The organism is Blastomonas sp. AAP25 (genome assembly GCF_001295965.1).
Taxonomy (GTDB): domain Bacteria; phylum Pseudomonadota; class Alphaproteobacteria; order Sphingomonadales; family Sphingomonadaceae; genus Blastomonas; species Blastomonas fulva.
In genome coordinates this window covers 522,290-537,153 of sequence record NZ_LJHP01000005.1, presented here as the reverse complement: position 1 = coordinate 537,153, position 14,864 = coordinate 522,290, and the positions used below count along the sequence as shown (strand labels likewise).

The window sequence follows — 14,864 nt, the reverse complement described above, 5'->3', positions numbered from 1 at the left end:
TCAAGTCTCCCATTGGGTTTCTATTGCCCCCGGTTACGCCGCGGACATGCATGCGAACAATTACGCTGCAGGTAATCGCGCTGCATCCTTATGCCGCATGCCTGCGTAAACTGCGCCATATGCGCATTCCCAACATCATCGGTCTGGCCCGGCGTCTGATCTGGCTCGCGATTGTGGCGTTCGCCCTGCTTGTCCTGTTTGCCTGGCTGAAGCCGGGCCGCGAGGACATGCCGTGGACGCCGTTGTCGCTGAGCGAACCCATCGGCATGTCCACCGGGCGCAAGATCGTGGCACTGACCGACGATCGCGACCAGTGCCTCGCGCTGCTTAAGGGCTCGGGGCTCGATTTCACCCCGTCGGAACCGTTTGGCGCGGACCAGTGCCGGGTGGAAGACGCGGTGCGCGCCTCATCCGGCCAGCCGCTGCTGCCGCTCGCCCCCGCCTCGGTCGCGCCGTCGTGCCCGATGGCGATCGGCCTGCTGATCTGGCAGGCACAGGTGGTGCAGCCTCAGGCGCAGGAAATCCTGGGCAGCAGGGTCAGCCGGATCGAGACCTTCGGCAGCTATTCGTGCCGCCGCATGTATGGGCGCAGCGAGGGCGCGTGGAGCGAGCACTCGACAGCCGACGCGCTCGACGTCAGCGGCTTCGTGCTCGAGGACGGGAGGCGCATCTCGGTGCTGAACGACTGGTTCGGCGGGGATGACAAGGCGCTGTTCCTCAAGCGCGTGCGTGATGAGGCGTGCGAGCTGTTCTCGACCACGCTCTCGCCCGACTACAACGCCGCGCATGCCGACCATTTCCATTTCGACCTCGCCAATCGCGGCGCGATGGGCTGGAGCGCGTGCCGGTAATTTACTCGCGGCCCGCGCGGATCGCGGCACCCGCAGCAATCGGGCAGATCACGGTAAGCAGCAGGCTGGCCGCCGCAAGCAGCAGCAGTCCGTTCTGGCTACCGGGCGCCAGGCTTCCCGCCCCGAAAATCAGCAGAGGCACCGCGAGCGGAAGCAGCAGCAGCCCGCCCAGTGCCGCGCCATGGCGAAGCCCTGCGGTGAGCGCGGCGATCATCACGCCGAGCGCGGCAAGCGCAGGTGTCGCGCAGGCCAGCCCGATCTCGATGGTCAGCAATTGTTCCGATGTCTGGCCCAGCAACCCGGCCGAAATCACCGCCGCGAGCATCAGCGGCGGGCCGAAGCTCAGCCAGTGGCCGATGGTCTTGGCGAGCGCAATCAGCTCTTCGGACAACCCGCGCACGACATATTGATCGATCATCCCCTGGTCCATGTCCGCCTGCACCAGCCGGTCGATCGGCAGGATGCTGGCGAGCAGCGCCGCGACCCAGATCACCCCGCCCCCGGTGCGCCCCAGCAATTGCGCGTCCGGCCCCACCGCGAACGGATAGATCGTCGCCACCGCGAGGAAGAAGATGATCGGCATGATGAACCCCGCCGATCCGCGCGTGCCGCCGCCCAGCCCGAAGGCCAGCATCAGCTCGCGCCGGATCAGCGTGCCCAATGCGCCGATCATGCGGGCTCTTCCGGCACGATCGCGGGAACGAATTCGGCCAGCGGCAGCGTCTGCGCGCCTGCCAGCGGCAGCGGCTGGTGCGAGGCGGCGAGCACGATCCCGCCGCCCGCGCGGTGCGCCGCCATCAGCGTACCCAGCCGTTCGATCGACGCGGTGTCGAGGCCGTTGGCGGGCTCGTCGAGCAGCCAGAGGGGAGCGCGCGAAAGCTCAATACGTGCGAGCAGCGCACGCTTGCGCTGCCCGGTCGAAAGGAAGCGCACCGGCACATCGGCAAGGTGGGCGAGATCCACTGCCAATAGGGCGCGCGCAATGTCTCCGGTATCGGTGCCGTCGAGCTGCGCCCAATGTGCGAGCGCGCGGGCCAGCGGCTGCCCCTGATCGAGAGCAACGCGTTCATCGGCCAGCGCCATCCGCCCGGTCACATCGACCGTACCGGCAAAGGCAGGCAGCAGCCCGGCCAGCACGCGGATCAGGCTGGACTTGCCCAGGCCATTGGGGCCGGTGACATGCAGCACCTCGCCTGCCTTGAGCGCGAACGAGACGCCGCGAAACAGCATCCGGCCGCCGCGCACACAGGCAAGCCCGGTGCATTCCAGCGCTGCGTCCGCGTCAAAGTCCTTGGTTTGTGCAGCTTCTTGCGCCATCTGCACCGCAGATAGGCGCAATTGCCGCCCGCTGCCAAGAGGAGACACATGCGATGGTCACCAAACTTACCGATGTCGAGCGTACCATCGCGCTGGCCGCGCTACCCGAATGGACGCCTGAACCCGTGCGCGATGGCATCACCCGCACGTTCAAGTTCACCGATTTCGTCGAAGCCTTCGGCTTCATGACACGCGTCGCGATCCTCGCCGAAAAGGCCGATCATCACCCCGAATGGTCCAACGTCTACAGCCGGGTGGAAATCCTGCTCACCACGCACGATGCAGGCGGGCTTTCGCAGCGCGATATCGACCTTGCGACCCAGATCGACGCGCTGATCTGACACCGGCATCCGGGCTTTCAGCGGCCATTGTGCAGGCCGCATGCTCTCTATACGATGCAGTCCGGACCGACCCTGCATGAACGGGGCGGCAAGCCACTGTGGAGAGAGAGAGCTTATGGCAGACGACACCCCGAACCTGGTCGAAGAGGCAGCGCAGCACACCACCGCGCTGGGGCCATTGATGGGGCTGGCACGCGAGGATTTCATCGGCGCGATCGGGCTGCTGCTGCGCGAGACCGCGAGCGATCCGGCGCGCACGATGCGGCATGCCCAGTCGTTTTCGGAAGATGTGGTCAAGATCATGATGGGCCAGTCGGAGCTGTCGCCCGACCCCAAGGACAAGCGCTTCATGGACCCGGCCTGGCGGTTCAACCCGTTCTACAAGGCGGGCGCGCAATATTATCTCGCGGTGCAGAAGGGCATGAAGACCTGGATCGACGAGCTCGAGCTCGATGCGCTCGAACGCGACCGCGCCAACTTCATCTCGGCGATCATCATCGATGCGCTGGCGCCGACCAACACGCTGATCGGCAACCCGATGGCGCAGAAGCGCATCGTGGATTCCGGCGGGCTGTCGCTGCTCAAGGGGCTGAAGAACGCCTATAACGACATGGTCTACAACGACGGCATGGTCAGCCAGGTCGACAAGAAGCCGTTCACGATCGGCGAGAATGTCGCGACCTCCAAGGGCAACGTCGTCTATCGCGACGAGATCATGGAGCTGGTGCATTATGCGCCCTCGACCGACGAGGTCTATGCGATCCCGCAGCTGACCATCCCGCCGCAGATCAACAAGATGTACATCAACGATCTGTCGCCCGAGAAATCGGTAGTGAAGTGGCAGGTCGACAACGGCATCCAGACCTTCATCATCTCGTGGCGCAATCCGCAAAAGGAGCACGGCCACTGGGCGATGGCGGATTACATCGCCGCGTGCACCCGCGCGATCGACGTGGTGTGCGAGGTGACCGGATCGAAGAAGGTGAACGTCTCGGGCGGATGCTCGGGCGGGCAGACGCTGGCGATGCTGCTTTCCAAGCTAAAGGCCTCGGGCGACGATCGCATCGGCGCGGTGACCTTGATGGTGTGCGTGCTGCACCCCAAGCAGACCGATATCGAGGCAGGATCGCTGATGAGCGACAACGGCCTTGCGCTCGCCAAGCAGCGCGCGGCCAAGCAGGGCGTCATCAAGGGCAGCGACCTGTCGCGCGGCTTTGCCTGGTTGCGCCCGAACGACCTGATCTGGAACTATGTCATCAACAACTATCTGATGGGCGAGGATCCGCCCGCGTTCGACGTCTTGTTCTGGAATGCCGATGCCACCAACCTGTCTGCGAGCCTGATGGGAGACTTCCTGACCATCTTCGAGACGCTCGCCTTCACCCGCAAGGGCGAGGTCGAGATGGTCGATCACAAGATCGACCTTTCAAAGGTGACCAACGACCTGTTCATCCTGGGCGGGGTGACCGATCACATCACCCCGTGGCGCGCGTGCTATCGCTCGACCCAGTTGTTCGGATCGAAGAATGTCGACTTCATCCTCTCGCAATCAGGGCACATGCAGGCGATCCTCAACCCCCCGACCAACCCCAAGGCCAAATACTTCCGCATGAAGGGCAACACGCCCACCAAGGCAGGCAAGACCCCGGCGGATGTCGACGACTGGCTGTCCAAGGCCGAAGAGGTCAAGGGCAGCTGGTGGCCTTACTGGATGGAATGGGTGCAGGCGCGCTCGGGCGAGAAGGTCGCAGCGCCCGCCAGCACCGGCAGCAAGAAACACCCCGCGCTGGAACCTGCGCCGGGTCTGTATGTATTGGAGTAGGACATTGCAAACCCTCCTCGTTATGGGGAGGGTTTGAACGTGCATATATCAACCGACAGGAATTTCCTTTGGCCAGCAAACCCAAGCCCACCGCCTCCAACGGCCCCGAGATCACCATGGAAGTGGCCGACGGGCGCACGCTGCGCGTTGCGCGCTGGCGCTTTGACGAGGGGCTGACCAAGCCGCCCCTGCTGTTCTTCAACGGCATCGGCGCGAATATGGAAGCGGTCGCCCCGTTCGCCGAGATGATGGAGGAACGCCCGTTCATCACCTTCGACATGCCCGGTGTGGGCGGATCGCCCGATCCCAAGGTGCCGTACAATGCCTTTTTGATGTCGCGCATCGCCTGGCTGCTGCTTGACCGGTTCGGGATCGAGAGCGTCGATGTGATGGGGGTGAGCTGGGGCGGCGCGATGGCGCAGCACTTTGCGCTCCAGCATTCGGGCAGCGTCAACCGGCTGGTGCTGGCCGCGACCACCGCGGGCATGTTCATGATCCCGGGCAACATCTCAGCGCTCAGCAAGATGGCCGATCCGCGTCGCTACATTGACCCCAGCTATATGGAGAAGCATTTCGCGACGCTGTATGGCGGATCGACCGAAGGCGCGACGGGTCACACTGGCCGCATCACCCCGCCGTCCAAGACGGGCTATTTCTACCAGCTGCTCGCGATGATCGGCTGGACCAGCGCGCCATTCCTGCCGTTCCTCGGCAAGCCGACGCTGATCCTGATGGGCGGCGACGACCAGATAGTTCCGGTCGCCAACGGCCATATCCTCAAGACGCTGATCCCCAATTCCGAGCTCAAGATCATCGACGATGGCGGGCATCTGTTCATGCTCAGCCATCTCGACGAAAGCCTGGCCGCGATCCGCGAGCACCTGGATGCGGTAGAAGGCTAGATCTCTCCCACCGTCACCCCCGCATTCGCGGGAATGACGATGTCAGACGGTCGGTTTCAGCCTGCCTTTACCCGCTGGCGATAGGCGTGCAGCAAGGGCTCGGTGTAGCCGCTCGGCTGCTCGACACCCTTGAACACCAGATCGCGCGCTGCCTGAAAGGCGAGCGAGCCTTCGGGGTCGCTCGCCATCGCGCGGTACAGCGGATCGCCCGCATTCTGCGCATCGACTTTGGCCGCCATCCGCAGCAACGCCCCGTCGACTTCTTCAGCGGTGCACACGCCGTGCAACAGCCAGTTGGCGAGCGCCTGGCTCGAGATGCGCAGCGTCGCGCGGTCCTCCATCAGACCGACATCGTGGATGTCGGGGACCTTCGAGCATCCGATGCCCTGATCGACCCAGCGCACGACATAGCCCAGAATACCTTGCGCGTTGTTGTCCAACTCGGCGCGGATGTCATCAGGCGACCAGTTCTGCCCCGCGGCAAGCGGGATGCTGAGCAGCGGCTCGAGCGTTGGCACCGGTTGGGCAGCGATCTCGGCGCGGCGTGCGAAGACATCGACCTTGTGATAGTGCATCGCGTGCAGCGTTGCGGCGGTGGGCGACGGCACCCAGGCGGTGTTCGCGCCGGTCAGCGGGTGACCGATCTTCTGTTCCATCATGTCGGCCATCATGTCGGGCGCAGCCCACATCCCCTTGCCGATCTGCGCCTTGCCATCGAGCCCGCATTTAAGCCCGATGCCGACATTGCGCGCCTCGTACGACTTGATCCAGTCCGAGGTCTTCATGTCGCCCTTGCGGACCATCGCGCCTGCCTGCATCGAAGTGTGGATCTCGTCGCCGGTGCGATCGAGGAACCCGGTGTTGATGAACACGATCCGGTTCCGCACAGCATGGATGCACGCGGCCAGGTTGGCCGAGGTGCGGCGCTCCTCGTCCATCACGCCGACCTTGATGGTGTAGCGCGCGAGGCCCAGGATGTCCTCGACCGCATCGAAAAGATCGTTGGTGAAGCCGCACTCTTCGGGCCCGTGCATCTTGGGCTTGACGATGTAGATCGATCCGGCGCGGCTGTTCGAATAGCGGCCCAGCCCCTTGAGGTCGTGACAGCCGATCGCGCTGGTGAACACCGCGTCAAGGATGCCCTCGGGCGCTTCGGATCCATCGGCGAGCAGCACCGCCGGGTTGGTCATCAGATGGCCGACATTGCGCACGAACAGCACGCTGCGCCCCGGCAGGGTGAAGGCGGTGCCATTGGGCGCGACATAGCTGCGGTCCGGTTCGAGCGCGCGGGTCAGCGTCTTGCCGCCCTTGGGGAAGCTTGCCTCCAAATCGCCACGCATCAGGCCCAGCCAGTTGGTGTAGGCGGTGATCTTGTCCTCGGCATCGACCGCGGCGACCGAATCTTCCATGTCGACAATCGTCGTCAGCGCAGCTTCGAGCAGCACATCGGCGATCCCCGCCTTGTCGTCCTTGCCGATCGGGCTGGCAAGATCGATCACGATTTCGATATGCAAACCGTTATGGCGCAGCAGCAGGTTGGCGCCATTCGTGCCGACCAGCTGTGCAGGATCGGCGAGCACCGGCGTGCCGCCGGCAAATTCCGCCCAGCTGCCGTCTGCGAGCGGCACGGCCTCATCGAGGAACGCCTTGGCCGCCTTGACCACCGCGGCGCCTCGCACCGCGTCATAGCCACCAGGCTGCGCCGGGGCCGCGTCAAGCGCGTCGGTGCCGTAATAGGCGTCATACAGGCTGCCCCAGCGCGCATTGGCGGCGTTGAGCACGAAACGGTCGTTGAGCGAGGGCACGACCAGCTGCGGGCCAGCCATCGTGGCGATTTCCGGATCGACATTGGTGGTGCCGATGGCGAACGGCTGCGGCTCGGTCACCAGATAGCCGATGTCGTACAGGAAGGTGCGGTATTCCATGGCGTTGAGCGGCTGGCCCTTGCGCGCACGGTGCCAGTCGTCGATCTTGGCCTGTAGGTCCTCGCGCTTGTCGAGCAGCGCCCGGTTGACGGGAACGAACCGGTCGAGCAGCGCGGCGAAATCCGCCCAGAAGCGGTCTGCGTCGAGCGCCAGCGGGGCCAGCACCGAATCGGTGATGAAGCCGTGCAGCGCAGAATCGATGCTGATGCCGTTGCTCTGGATATAGTCGCTCATTCCCGGTCCTCTTTGCTTGTGACGGTCCCCTGGGCGCGGCGCGCCAGAGGAGATGCAAGGTAATTTCCGGGGGAGGAATGGCGCACAGCCTATGGCAACGCAAGGCGTCAAAGTAAATCCGCTTTTGCCCGCTACGGGTGGTAGGATGCGACCAACCGGGCTATGGCATGGCGGATGACGACCAGCCCTGCCAGACTGACCGGATCCGAGCGCGCCTGCCTTGAAACCATCGACCAGACCGCGATGCTGAGCCAGGTCGAGCGATGGGCCGCGATCAACAGCGGGACCGGCAATCTTGCAGGCCTCGCCCAGACCGCGCAGCTGCTAGCGGACGCGTTTTCGGCGCTTCCCGGTGACGTGCGGCTGATCGATCCCGCGCCGGTCGATGCGGTGCGCGCCGATGGTAGCATCGACACGATCCAGCGTGGCCAGCATCTGGTGGTGCAGGTGCGGCCGCAAGCGCCGCTGCGGCTGCTGCTCACCGGGCACATGGATACCGTATTTCCCGTCGACAGCGGCTTCCAGAGCCTGACATGGCTCGAGCCCGGGTTGCTCAATGGTCCAGGCGTCGCCGACATGAAGGGCGGGATCGCGGTGATGCTGGCAGGCCTTCGCGCGGTCGAGACATCGCCGCTTGCCGACACCATCGGTTATGACGTGATGATCAACTCCGATGAGGAGGTGGGTTCGGGCTCGTCCGCGGCGCTGATCGCCGAACTGGCGGCGGGCAAACTGGCCGCGCTGACCTATGAACCCGCGCTGCCCGATGGCACGCTGGCGGGCGAACGCGGCGGATCGGGCAATTTCTCGGTCATCGTCACCGGCCGTTCGGCGCACGCCGGCCGCAACCCACAGGACGGGCGCAACGCGCTGGTCGCTGCCGCCGACATGGCGGTGCGGCTGAAGGCGCTGACCCGCGACGGATTGTCGGTCAACCCCGCCAGGATCGACGGCGGTAGCGCCAACAATGTCGTACCTGATCATGCGATATTGCGGGTCAACTTCCGCCCGCAAAGCCTTGAAATGCAGGCCCATGCCGATGCAGCGCTGCGCCAGATCGCTGATGCCATCGGCCGCGAGCACGAAGTTTCGGTGCATGTGCATGGCAGCTTCGGTCGCCCACCCAAGCCAATCGATCCGGGTGCCCAAAAGCTGTTCGGGCTGGTCAAGGACTGCGGCGCGGCTTTGGGCCTTGAGATCGGCTGGCGCGGCACCGGCGGGGTGTGCGATGGCAACAACATCGCCGCGTGCGGGGTGCCGGTGGTCGATACCATGGGCGTGCGCGGGGGCGCGATCCACAGCGCCGACGAATTCCTGATCACCGAAAGCCTTGCCGAACGCGCGCGGCTGTCGGCGCTCACCATATTGCGCCTGGCCGAAAAGAGGGGTTTATGAGCTTTGTCATCCGGGCGGCGAGGCCCGAAGATCTGCAGCCGATCTACGAGATGGCGAAGCTGACAGGAGGCGGCTTCACCAACCTGCCCGCCGACCGCAAGTCGCTGCAATCCAAGATCGAGCGTTCGACCGAGGCCTTTGCGCGCACCGAGGACAGCGTCGAGGACGAACTGTTCGTGCTGGTGCTGGAAAACACGCGGACCCGCGAGATTCGCGGCACCTGCCAGTTGCTCACCCGGGTGGGGCAAAAATGGCCGTTCTATTCCTATCGCCTGAGCACCCTGACACAGCACAGCGCCGAGCTCGAACAGACATTCCGCGCCGAAATCCTGAGCCTGGTGACCGATCTTGAGGGATCGTGTGAAGTCGGCGGACTGTTCCTCCACCCCGGCGAGCGCGCGGGCGGGCTGGGGCTTTTGCTGGCGCGCAGCCGCTATCTGTTCATCGCCATGCACCGCGCGCGCTTTACCGACCGCATCCTGGCCGAACTGCGCGGGGTAATCGACGAGGCGGGGGATTCGCCGTTCTGGGACAGCATTGCCGGGCGCTTTTTCGGGATGAGCTTCGACGAGGCCGACACCTTCAATGCGCTGCGCGGCAACCAGTTCATCGCCGATCTGATGCCCAAGCACCCGGTCTATGTCGCGATGCTCTCGGATGCCGCGCGCCATGTGCTCGGCCGTCCCAATGTCAGCGGCCGCGCGGCGATGCGAATGCTGGAGAATGAAGGCTTTGCCTATGAGAATTACGTCGACATCTTCGACGGCGGCCCGACGATGACCGCGCGCACCGACCAGGTGCACTCGATCCGCAACTCGCGCGATGCGGTGTTGGGCGGAACCGCCGACGACGGAGCGCTCGCATTGGTGGCGACAGGCAGGCTGGCGGACTTCCGCTGCGCTTATGGCCATGTCGCGGATCAGGGCGACACCATGGCGCTCGATGCCGACGCTGCTGGCCTGCTGGGAGTGGGTGCGGGTGACGCGATCAGGTGGATCGAGCGGTGATTTTCCCCTCTCCCTCGATGGGAGAGGGTTGCGCAGACTTATGAGCGCAGCGAATTAGTCGGAGCTGGGTGACAATGATGCGCAGACAGAACAACATTTCGCCCCCTTCACCCTCATCCAACTTCGCCTAGCCAGCAAGCTGGCAAGGCTTCGTATCCTTCTCCCATCAAGGGAGCAGACTTTTCTGGAAAAAAGCAATGCTGACCGAAATCAACTTCGACGGAATCATCGGACCCAGCCACAATTACGCCGGGCTGAGCCTGGGTAACATCGCCTCGGCGAGCAACGCGGGCGCGGTCAGCGAGCCGCGCGCGGCGGCGTTGCAGGGCGTGGCAAAGATGCGCGCCAATATCGCGCTGGGGCTGGCGCAAGGCTTCTTCCTGCCGCTCGACCGGCCCAATACCGGCTGGCTAGCAAGCCTGGGCTGCGATATCGCCAGCGCCGAGCCGCACATCCGCGCCGCGGCCTTTTCCGCCTCGTCGATGTGGGCGGCCAACGCCGCGACCGTCTCCCCTGCCCCGGATACCGCAGATGGCCGCTGCCATCTGACGGTCGCCAACCTCGTCACCATGCCGCACCGCAGCCATGAGTGGACGGGAACGCTGGCGCAGCTGCAGCTGGTCTTTGCCGACACGCGGCACTTTGCGGTGCACGGCCCGGTGCCTGCCCCGTTCGGCGATGAAGGCGCGGCCAATCACATGCGACTGTGCGACGGCCATGATGGCGCCGGCGTCGAGATTTTCGTCTATGGCAAGGCAGGCGGCCCCTTCCCCGCGCGTCAGCATATCGAGGCGGGCAAGGCGATCGCCCGGCGGCACGGGCTTGCGCCCGATGCCACGCTGTTCCTCCAACAGAGCGAGACCGCGATCGCGGCAGGCGCCTTCCACAACGATGTCGTCGCAGTGGCCAACGAGACCGTGCTGTTCACCCACGAACAGGCGTTCGAGAAACGGACTGAGGCCTATGCCGAAATCCGCGCAGCCTTCCCGGCGGTGCAGATCGTCGAGGTTCCCGCCAGCGCAGTGTCGCTTGCCGATGCGATCAAGAGCTATCTGTTCAACGCCCAGCTGGTCAGCCTGCCCGAGGGCGGCCACGCGCTGGTGCTGCCCAGCGAATCGCAGGAGGTGACCGCGGTGTGGCAGTGGCTTGAGGCGATGGTCGCGGGCAATGGCCCAATCCGCCGGCTGGTCCCGGTCAATGTCCGCCAGTCGATGGCCAATGGCGGCGGCCCGGCCTGCCTGCGCTTGCGCGTGGTCGCGGATCCCGCCACGGTCGACCCGCGCTTCATGGCAACCCCTGACAGGCTCGACAGCATCGAGCGGATCATCGCCAGCCATTGGCCCGAACGGATCGCCCCGGCTGACCTTGCCGACCCGGCCCTGGCCGAGACGGTGCGTGCCGCGCGCGCGGCGCTGATCGATGCGCTGGATCTGGGCGAGCTTGGCTGACCTGTCGGCAGGCTTTACACATTAACCCGATCTTCACCATAAGGGACCGCAGAAATCAGCCCTTGGCACGGGGCTTGCGGAGAGAAGTTCCATGTTCGAGAAAATCCGGCGCCTGTTCCTGATCAAGACCAAGTTCGAGGTGTATCTGATCACCTACGCACTGGCGCTGGGGGCCTGCGAACGCGGCAAGCTCTATCTCGATCAGTATCCCGGATATGGCGGCTGGCTGCTGTTCGTCGCCTGCACCGGCGCGGTGTTCATGGCCGGCGCCAAGATGCTCGACGCGATCGAGTACCAGAAGGCCTATGGCCCCGAGTGACGCTCCGAAATGATGGGTAAGGTGGAGAGCTTCTGTTGCCCGGTGCTCTCCAAACCGCTGAACTCCGCTTCTGTTGCCCGGTGGGTTCAACCGCGCTCTTGCTAGATAACTCTTGGCCGTTAGGCCGCTGAATTATGCAGCGAGGGCGAGTGCGTCATTGTCATTGGCACTTATCGTGTTTGAGCCTTTAACGGGTTACTCAGCCCGGACGAAAACAACGTCTTTCAACACACGTCGATCCTAGTTCGGCCCCGTCAAAAGCCCTGCCTGCGCAGGGTTCATGGTGGAGCCGCCGGGTACCGCCCCCGGGTCCGCTGTGCCTATTGCACGCCGCAGTTTATCGTCATAGCCGGACGAACCGGCAGGGATGTATATAGCGATGGATTGATGAATGGGAAGTGAGTGTGGGGAAAATCCTTATCTTCCTCCTCTCCCCTCCCGCATGCGGGAGGGGAGAGCATAGGCTCACTTCTTCAGCAGATCGCGGATTTCGGCGAGCAGTTCGGTCTCGCTCGGGCCTGCGGGCGCGGCGGGCGCTTCTTCCTTGGGCATCAACTTGTTGGCCTGACGCACGATCAGGAAGATGATGAACGCCAGGATCAGGAAGTTGATCACCACGGTGATGAACTGGCCATAACCGAGCAGCGGAACCCCGGCCTTCTTGAGCGCGGCATAGTCGTTGAGCGATCCTGTATAACCCTCAGGCACCGGGCCCAGCATGACGAAGTAGCTGGAGAAATCCGCGCCGCCGAAGATCGCGCCGACCACCGGCATGATCAGGTCCTCGGTCAGCGATGTGGTGATGGTGGCAAACGCTGCGCCGATGATCACGGCCACCGCCAGATCGAGCACATTGCCGCGCATGATAAACGCCTTGAACTCTGCGAACACGTGTTTCCCCTTTTGCTGTCACGATAACGCCCTATAATCGTGAGCGACGTGGAGAAGTCGAGCGCTTTGCAGGCGTAACATGTAAAACATGGTCTTGCAGAGTTGCCGTATTAATACGATATAACGGTCGCGCGTTATCAACCGGAGGGAAATTCTGACTATGCGTATCACCCGTTATGCCCTGCTGCCGCTGGCTGTTCTGGCGCTGTCCGCTTGCGGCATCAACTCCGTTCCCACCGCCGAGGAAAACGCCAAGGCAAAATGGGGCGATGTGGAGAACCAGTATCAGCGGCGCGCCGATCTGGTGCCCAATCTGGTTTCTACCGTGAAGGCCGGTGCGGCCTCCGAAGAGAAGATCCTGACCCAGGTGACCGAGGCCCGCGCGCGCGCGACCTCGATCAACGTCACCACCGATGACCTCTCCGACCCCGCCACCTTCGAGAAGTTCAGCCAGGCGCAGAACCAGCTGACCCAGGCGCTGGGCCAGCTGCGCACCGTGGTGGAAGCCTATCCCGACCTCAAGAGCCAGCAGAATTACACCACGCTGATGAGCCAGCTCGAAGGCACCGAGAACCGCATCACGGTCGCCCGGCGCGATTACAATGAGGCGGTGCGGCAGTACAACACCACCATCCGCACCTTCCCCGATTCGATCGGCGCCAACCTGATCCATGGTGCCAAGCCGATGGTGCCGTTCAAGGCGACGACCGAAGGCGCCAACGAGGCTCCCAAGGTCGATTTCGGATCGTGACCACAACACCCGCCCCGACCGGGGGCTGGAAATCATGGCTGGGCCAATGTCTGGCGCTGGCGCTGCTGCTGATCGCAGCGGCGCCGGGCCAGATAGCCCTCGCCCAGACCTTCCCCAAACTCACCGGTCGCGTGGTCGATGCCGCCAATCTGCTCGATCCCGCGCAGGAAGCGGCGCTGACCGCCAAGCTGGAGGCGCTGGAGAAGCAGTCCAGCCGCCAGCTGGTGGTTGCAACGCTCCCCGATCTGCAGGGCTATGAGATCGAGGAATACGGCTATCAGCTCGGCCGCGAATGGGGCATCGGGCAAGCCGAAAAAGGTTCGGCAGAAAAAGACAACGGCACGCTGCTCATCGTCGCGCCCAACGAACGCAAGGTGCGGATCGAGGTTGGCTATGGCCTCGAAGGCGTGCTCACCGATGCGCTGTCGAGCGTCATCATCCAGCAGGACATTCTGCCGCGCTTTCGCGACAAGGATTTTCCCGGCGGCATCGCGGCGGGCGCCGATGCAATCATCACCCAGCTGACCCTGCCCGACGAGGAAGCGCGCGCCTTTGCCTCCAAGGTGGAAGAAGAGGCCCGGTCGAGCGATGACGGCGGCGGCATCGGTCTGTTCATCTTCTGGGGGCTGATCATCTTGTTCTTCTTCATCATTCCCGCCCTGAGCAGCAAGGGCAAGGGTTCGCGCTATCGTGGCGCGGGCGTCGGCGGGATCACCACCTGGGGCGGCTCTTCGGGCTCTTCCTGGGGTGGCGGAGGCGGCGGCTTCGGTGGGGGCGGCTTTGGCGGAGGCGGCGGCAGCTTCGGCGGCGGCGGCTCTTCGGGCGGATGGTGAGACAGCATGGCAAAGGTTGAAACCATCACCCCCGACGAACATTGCATCGTCACCGCTGCGGTCGCCGAGGCCGAACAGCACACCAATGGCGAGATTGTCACGGTGATCGCTGGGCAATCCGACGACTATCGCGAAACGCCGATCTACTGGGCGGTCGCCGCGATGTTCCTCGCGCTCGCGTGCATCGCGGTGTTCCCCGAATGGTTCGAACAGCTGCTGTCGACCTTCACCGGCGGCTGGGAGCATGTCTACACCCCCGGCGAATACCTCACCATCATCATGCTGCTGCTGGGAATCAAGTTCGCCGCGGTGCGCCTGATCCTGGGGTGGAAACCGCTGCGGCTTGCGCTGACCCCGGCTGCGGTCAAGCAGATGCGGGTGCGCGCGCGGGCGATCAACCTGTTCAAGGTCAGCGCCGAAAAGCGCACGGTCGGGCTCACCGGGGTGCTGATCTACCTCTCGATGGCCGAGCATCGCGCCGAGATCGTTGCCGACAGCGCGATCGCCGCCAAGGTCTCTCCCGATGTCTGGGGCGAGGCGATGGCGGACATGATCGTCGAGCTCAAGGCAGGCCGCGCGGGCGAAGGCATGGCGGCGGCTGTGCGCGATGTCGGCAAGGTGCTGGCAGAGCATTTCCCCAAGACCGGCGACAATCCCAACGAGCTGCCCGATCGGCTGATCGAGCTTTGAAGGTTGTGCAGCATTGCTCGCACCTCTCAATCGTGGCCCCCGCGCAGGCGGGGGTCCCGCTTCTGCTCTCCGTCAGAGCAAAAGCGGGATTCCCGCGTTCGCGGGAATGACGAGGCCTAACCTGTGCTGGAAAACCTG

At 64.2% G+C, this 14,864-nt stretch carries 15 protein-coding genes and 1 other RNA gene; 11 read left to right on the top strand and 5 right to left on the bottom strand.

Features of this window, described 5'->3' with window-relative positions:
* Positions 1 to 119: 119 nt before the first annotated feature.
* Positions 120 to 851, top strand: coding sequence for an extensin family protein (locus IP68_RS07300; RefSeq protein WP_054134376.1), 732 nt, complete (start codon positions 120 to 122; stop codon positions 849 to 851).
* Between the two features lies 1 nt (position 852).
* On the opposite strand, the gene IP68_RS07295 is transcribed toward IP68_RS07300, so the two are convergent.
* Both IP68_RS07295 and ccmA read right to left on the bottom strand, forming a co-directional pair.
* Positions 853 to 1,524 carry a heme exporter protein CcmB gene (locus tag IP68_RS07295; protein ID WP_054134268.1) on the bottom strand — a complete coding sequence of 224 codons (672 nt, stop codon included), beginning with the start codon at positions 1,522 to 1,524 and terminating at the stop codon, positions 853 to 855.
* A complete protein-coding gene (gene ccmA / locus IP68_RS07290; RefSeq protein WP_082382185.1) occupies positions 1,521 to 2,168 on the bottom strand; it encodes a heme ABC exporter ATP-binding protein CcmA in 648 nt (215 codons plus the stop codon). The genes IP68_RS07295 and ccmA overlap by 4 nt, the downstream gene beginning before the upstream one ends.
* Before the next feature lie 53 nt (positions 2,169 to 2,221).
* Between ccmA and IP68_RS07285 the strand changes: the two genes are divergently transcribed.
* The 3 genes from IP68_RS07285 (at position 2,222) to IP68_RS07275 (ending at position 5,233) form a co-directional block, all read left to right on the top strand.
* Positions 2,222 to 2,509 (top strand): 4a-hydroxytetrahydrobiopterin dehydratase, encoded by a 288-nt coding sequence (locus IP68_RS07285; protein WP_054134267.1) that lies wholly within the window; start codon positions 2,222 to 2,224, stop codon positions 2,507 to 2,509.
* A gap of 115 nt (positions 2,510 to 2,624) precedes the next feature.
* The gene (locus tag IP68_RS07280) at positions 2,625 to 4,331 is read left to right on the top strand and encodes an alpha/beta hydrolase (RefSeq protein WP_054134266.1); all 1,707 of its coding nucleotides are present in this window, start codon (positions 2,625 to 2,627) and stop codon (positions 4,329 to 4,331) included.
* A 68-nt stretch (positions 4,332 to 4,399) separates the two neighbouring features.
* Positions 4,400 to 5,233 (top strand): alpha/beta fold hydrolase, encoded by an 834-nt coding sequence (locus IP68_RS07275; RefSeq protein WP_082382184.1) that lies wholly within the window; start codon positions 4,400 to 4,402, stop codon positions 5,231 to 5,233.
* A 56-nt stretch (positions 5,234 to 5,289) separates the two neighbouring features.
* Here the strand turns inward: IP68_RS07275 and IP68_RS07270 are convergent, their stop codons facing one another.
* Positions 5,290 to 7,392 (bottom strand): malate synthase G, encoded by a 2,103-nt coding sequence (locus IP68_RS07270; RefSeq protein ID WP_054134265.1) that lies wholly within the window; start codon positions 7,390 to 7,392, stop codon positions 5,290 to 5,292.
* Between the two features lie 174 nt (positions 7,393 to 7,566).
* Here IP68_RS07270 and IP68_RS07265 point away from each other — a divergent pair, with 174 nt between their 5' ends.
* The 4 genes from IP68_RS07265 (at position 7,567) to IP68_RS07250 (ending at position 11,561) form a co-directional block, all read left to right on the top strand.
* Positions 7,567 to 8,787 (top strand): hydrolase, encoded by a 1,221-nt coding sequence (locus tag IP68_RS07265; protein ID WP_054134373.1) that lies wholly within the window; start codon positions 7,567 to 7,569, stop codon positions 8,785 to 8,787.
* Entirely contained in the window at positions 8,784 to 9,794 is a 1,011-nt protein-coding gene (locus tag IP68_RS07260) for an arginine N-succinyltransferase (protein WP_054134264.1), read from the top strand. Before IP68_RS07265 ends, IP68_RS07260 begins: the two co-directional genes overlap by 4 nt.
* 197 nt (positions 9,795 to 9,991) lie before the next feature.
* Entirely contained in the window at positions 9,992 to 11,242 is a 1,251-nt protein-coding gene (locus tag IP68_RS07255; protein ID WP_054134263.1) for an N-succinylarginine dihydrolase, read from the top strand.
* Between the two features lie 91 nt (positions 11,243 to 11,333).
* Complete coding sequence (locus IP68_RS07250) at positions 11,334 to 11,561, top strand: hypothetical protein (protein ID WP_054134262.1); 228 nt, start codon at positions 11,334 to 11,336, stop codon at positions 11,559 to 11,561.
* Between the two features lie 20 nt (positions 11,562 to 11,581).
* Here the strand turns inward: IP68_RS07250 and ssrA are convergent.
* Both ssrA and mscL read right to left on the bottom strand, forming a co-directional pair.
* Positions 11,582 to 11,963: a transfer-messenger RNA gene (gene ssrA / locus IP68_RS19725) on the bottom strand.
* A gap of 63 nt (positions 11,964 to 12,026) precedes the next feature.
* Positions 12,027 to 12,452: a large conductance mechanosensitive channel protein MscL gene (gene mscL, locus IP68_RS07245; protein WP_054134261.1), complete on the bottom strand. Its 426-nt coding sequence runs from the start codon at positions 12,450 to 12,452 to the stop codon at positions 12,027 to 12,029.
* 160 nt (positions 12,453 to 12,612) lie between these two features.
* On the opposite strand from mscL, the gene IP68_RS07240 reads away from it, so the two are divergent.
* Genes IP68_RS07240 through IP68_RS07230 form a run of 3 tightly spaced genes read left to right on the top strand, consistent with a single transcriptional unit; the run spans position 12,613 to position 14,726 of the window.
* A complete protein-coding gene (locus IP68_RS07240) occupies positions 12,613 to 13,203 on the top strand; it encodes a LemA family protein (protein WP_054134260.1) in 591 nt (196 codons plus the stop codon).
* The gene (locus IP68_RS07235) at positions 13,200 to 14,036 is read left to right on the top strand and encodes a YgcG family protein (protein ID WP_369814824.1); all 837 of its coding nucleotides are present in this window, start codon (positions 13,200 to 13,202) and stop codon (positions 14,034 to 14,036) included. Before IP68_RS07240 ends, IP68_RS07235 begins: the two co-directional genes overlap by 4 nt.
* A gap of 6 nt (positions 14,037 to 14,042) precedes the next feature.
* Entirely contained in the window at positions 14,043 to 14,726 is a 684-nt protein-coding gene (locus IP68_RS07230; RefSeq protein ID WP_054134259.1) for a TPM domain-containing protein, read from the top strand.
* The last annotated feature ends 138 nt before the right edge of the window (positions 14,727 to 14,864 follow it).

Excerpts from the sequence above, each read along its gene's own strand:
- IP68_RS07285 (WP_054134267.1), top strand. The coding sequence starts at position 2,222 with ATGGTCACCAAACTTACCGATGTCGAGCGTACCATCGCGCTGGCCGCG.
- IP68_RS07295 (WP_054134268.1), bottom strand. The coding sequence starts at position 1,524 with ATGATCGGCGCATTGGGCACGCTGATCCGGCGCGAGCTGATGCTGGCC.
- IP68_RS07230 (WP_054134259.1), top strand. The coding sequence starts at position 14,043 with ATGGCAAAGGTTGAAACCATCACCCCCGACGAACATTGCATCGTCACC.
- IP68_RS07240 (WP_054134260.1), top strand. The coding sequence starts at position 12,613 with ATGCGTATCACCCGTTATGCCCTGCTGCCGCTGGCTGTTCTGGCGCTG.
- IP68_RS07270 (WP_054134265.1), bottom strand. The coding sequence starts at position 7,392 with ATGAGCGACTATATCCAGAGCAACGGCATCAGCATCGATTCTGCGCTG.
- IP68_RS07280 (WP_054134266.1), top strand. The coding sequence starts at position 2,625 with ATGGCAGACGACACCCCGAACCTGGTCGAAGAGGCAGCGCAGCACACC.
- IP68_RS07255 (WP_054134263.1), top strand. The coding sequence starts at position 9,992 with ATGCTGACCGAAATCAACTTCGACGGAATCATCGGACCCAGCCACAAT.
- IP68_RS07260 (WP_054134264.1), top strand. The coding sequence starts at position 8,784 with ATGAGCTTTGTCATCCGGGCGGCGAGGCCCGAAGATCTGCAGCCGATC.
- IP68_RS07250 (WP_054134262.1), top strand. The coding sequence starts at position 11,334 with ATGTTCGAGAAAATCCGGCGCCTGTTCCTGATCAAGACCAAGTTCGAG.
- IP68_RS07300 (WP_054134376.1), top strand. The coding sequence starts at position 120 with ATGCGCATTCCCAACATCATCGGTCTGGCCCGGCGTCTGATCTGGCTC.
- ccmA (WP_082382185.1), bottom strand. The coding sequence starts at position 2,168 with ATGGCGCAAGAAGCTGCACAAACCAAGGACTTTGACGCGGACGCAGCG.
- IP68_RS07265 (WP_054134373.1), top strand. The coding sequence starts at position 7,567 with ATGACGACCAGCCCTGCCAGACTGACCGGATCCGAGCGCGCCTGCCTT.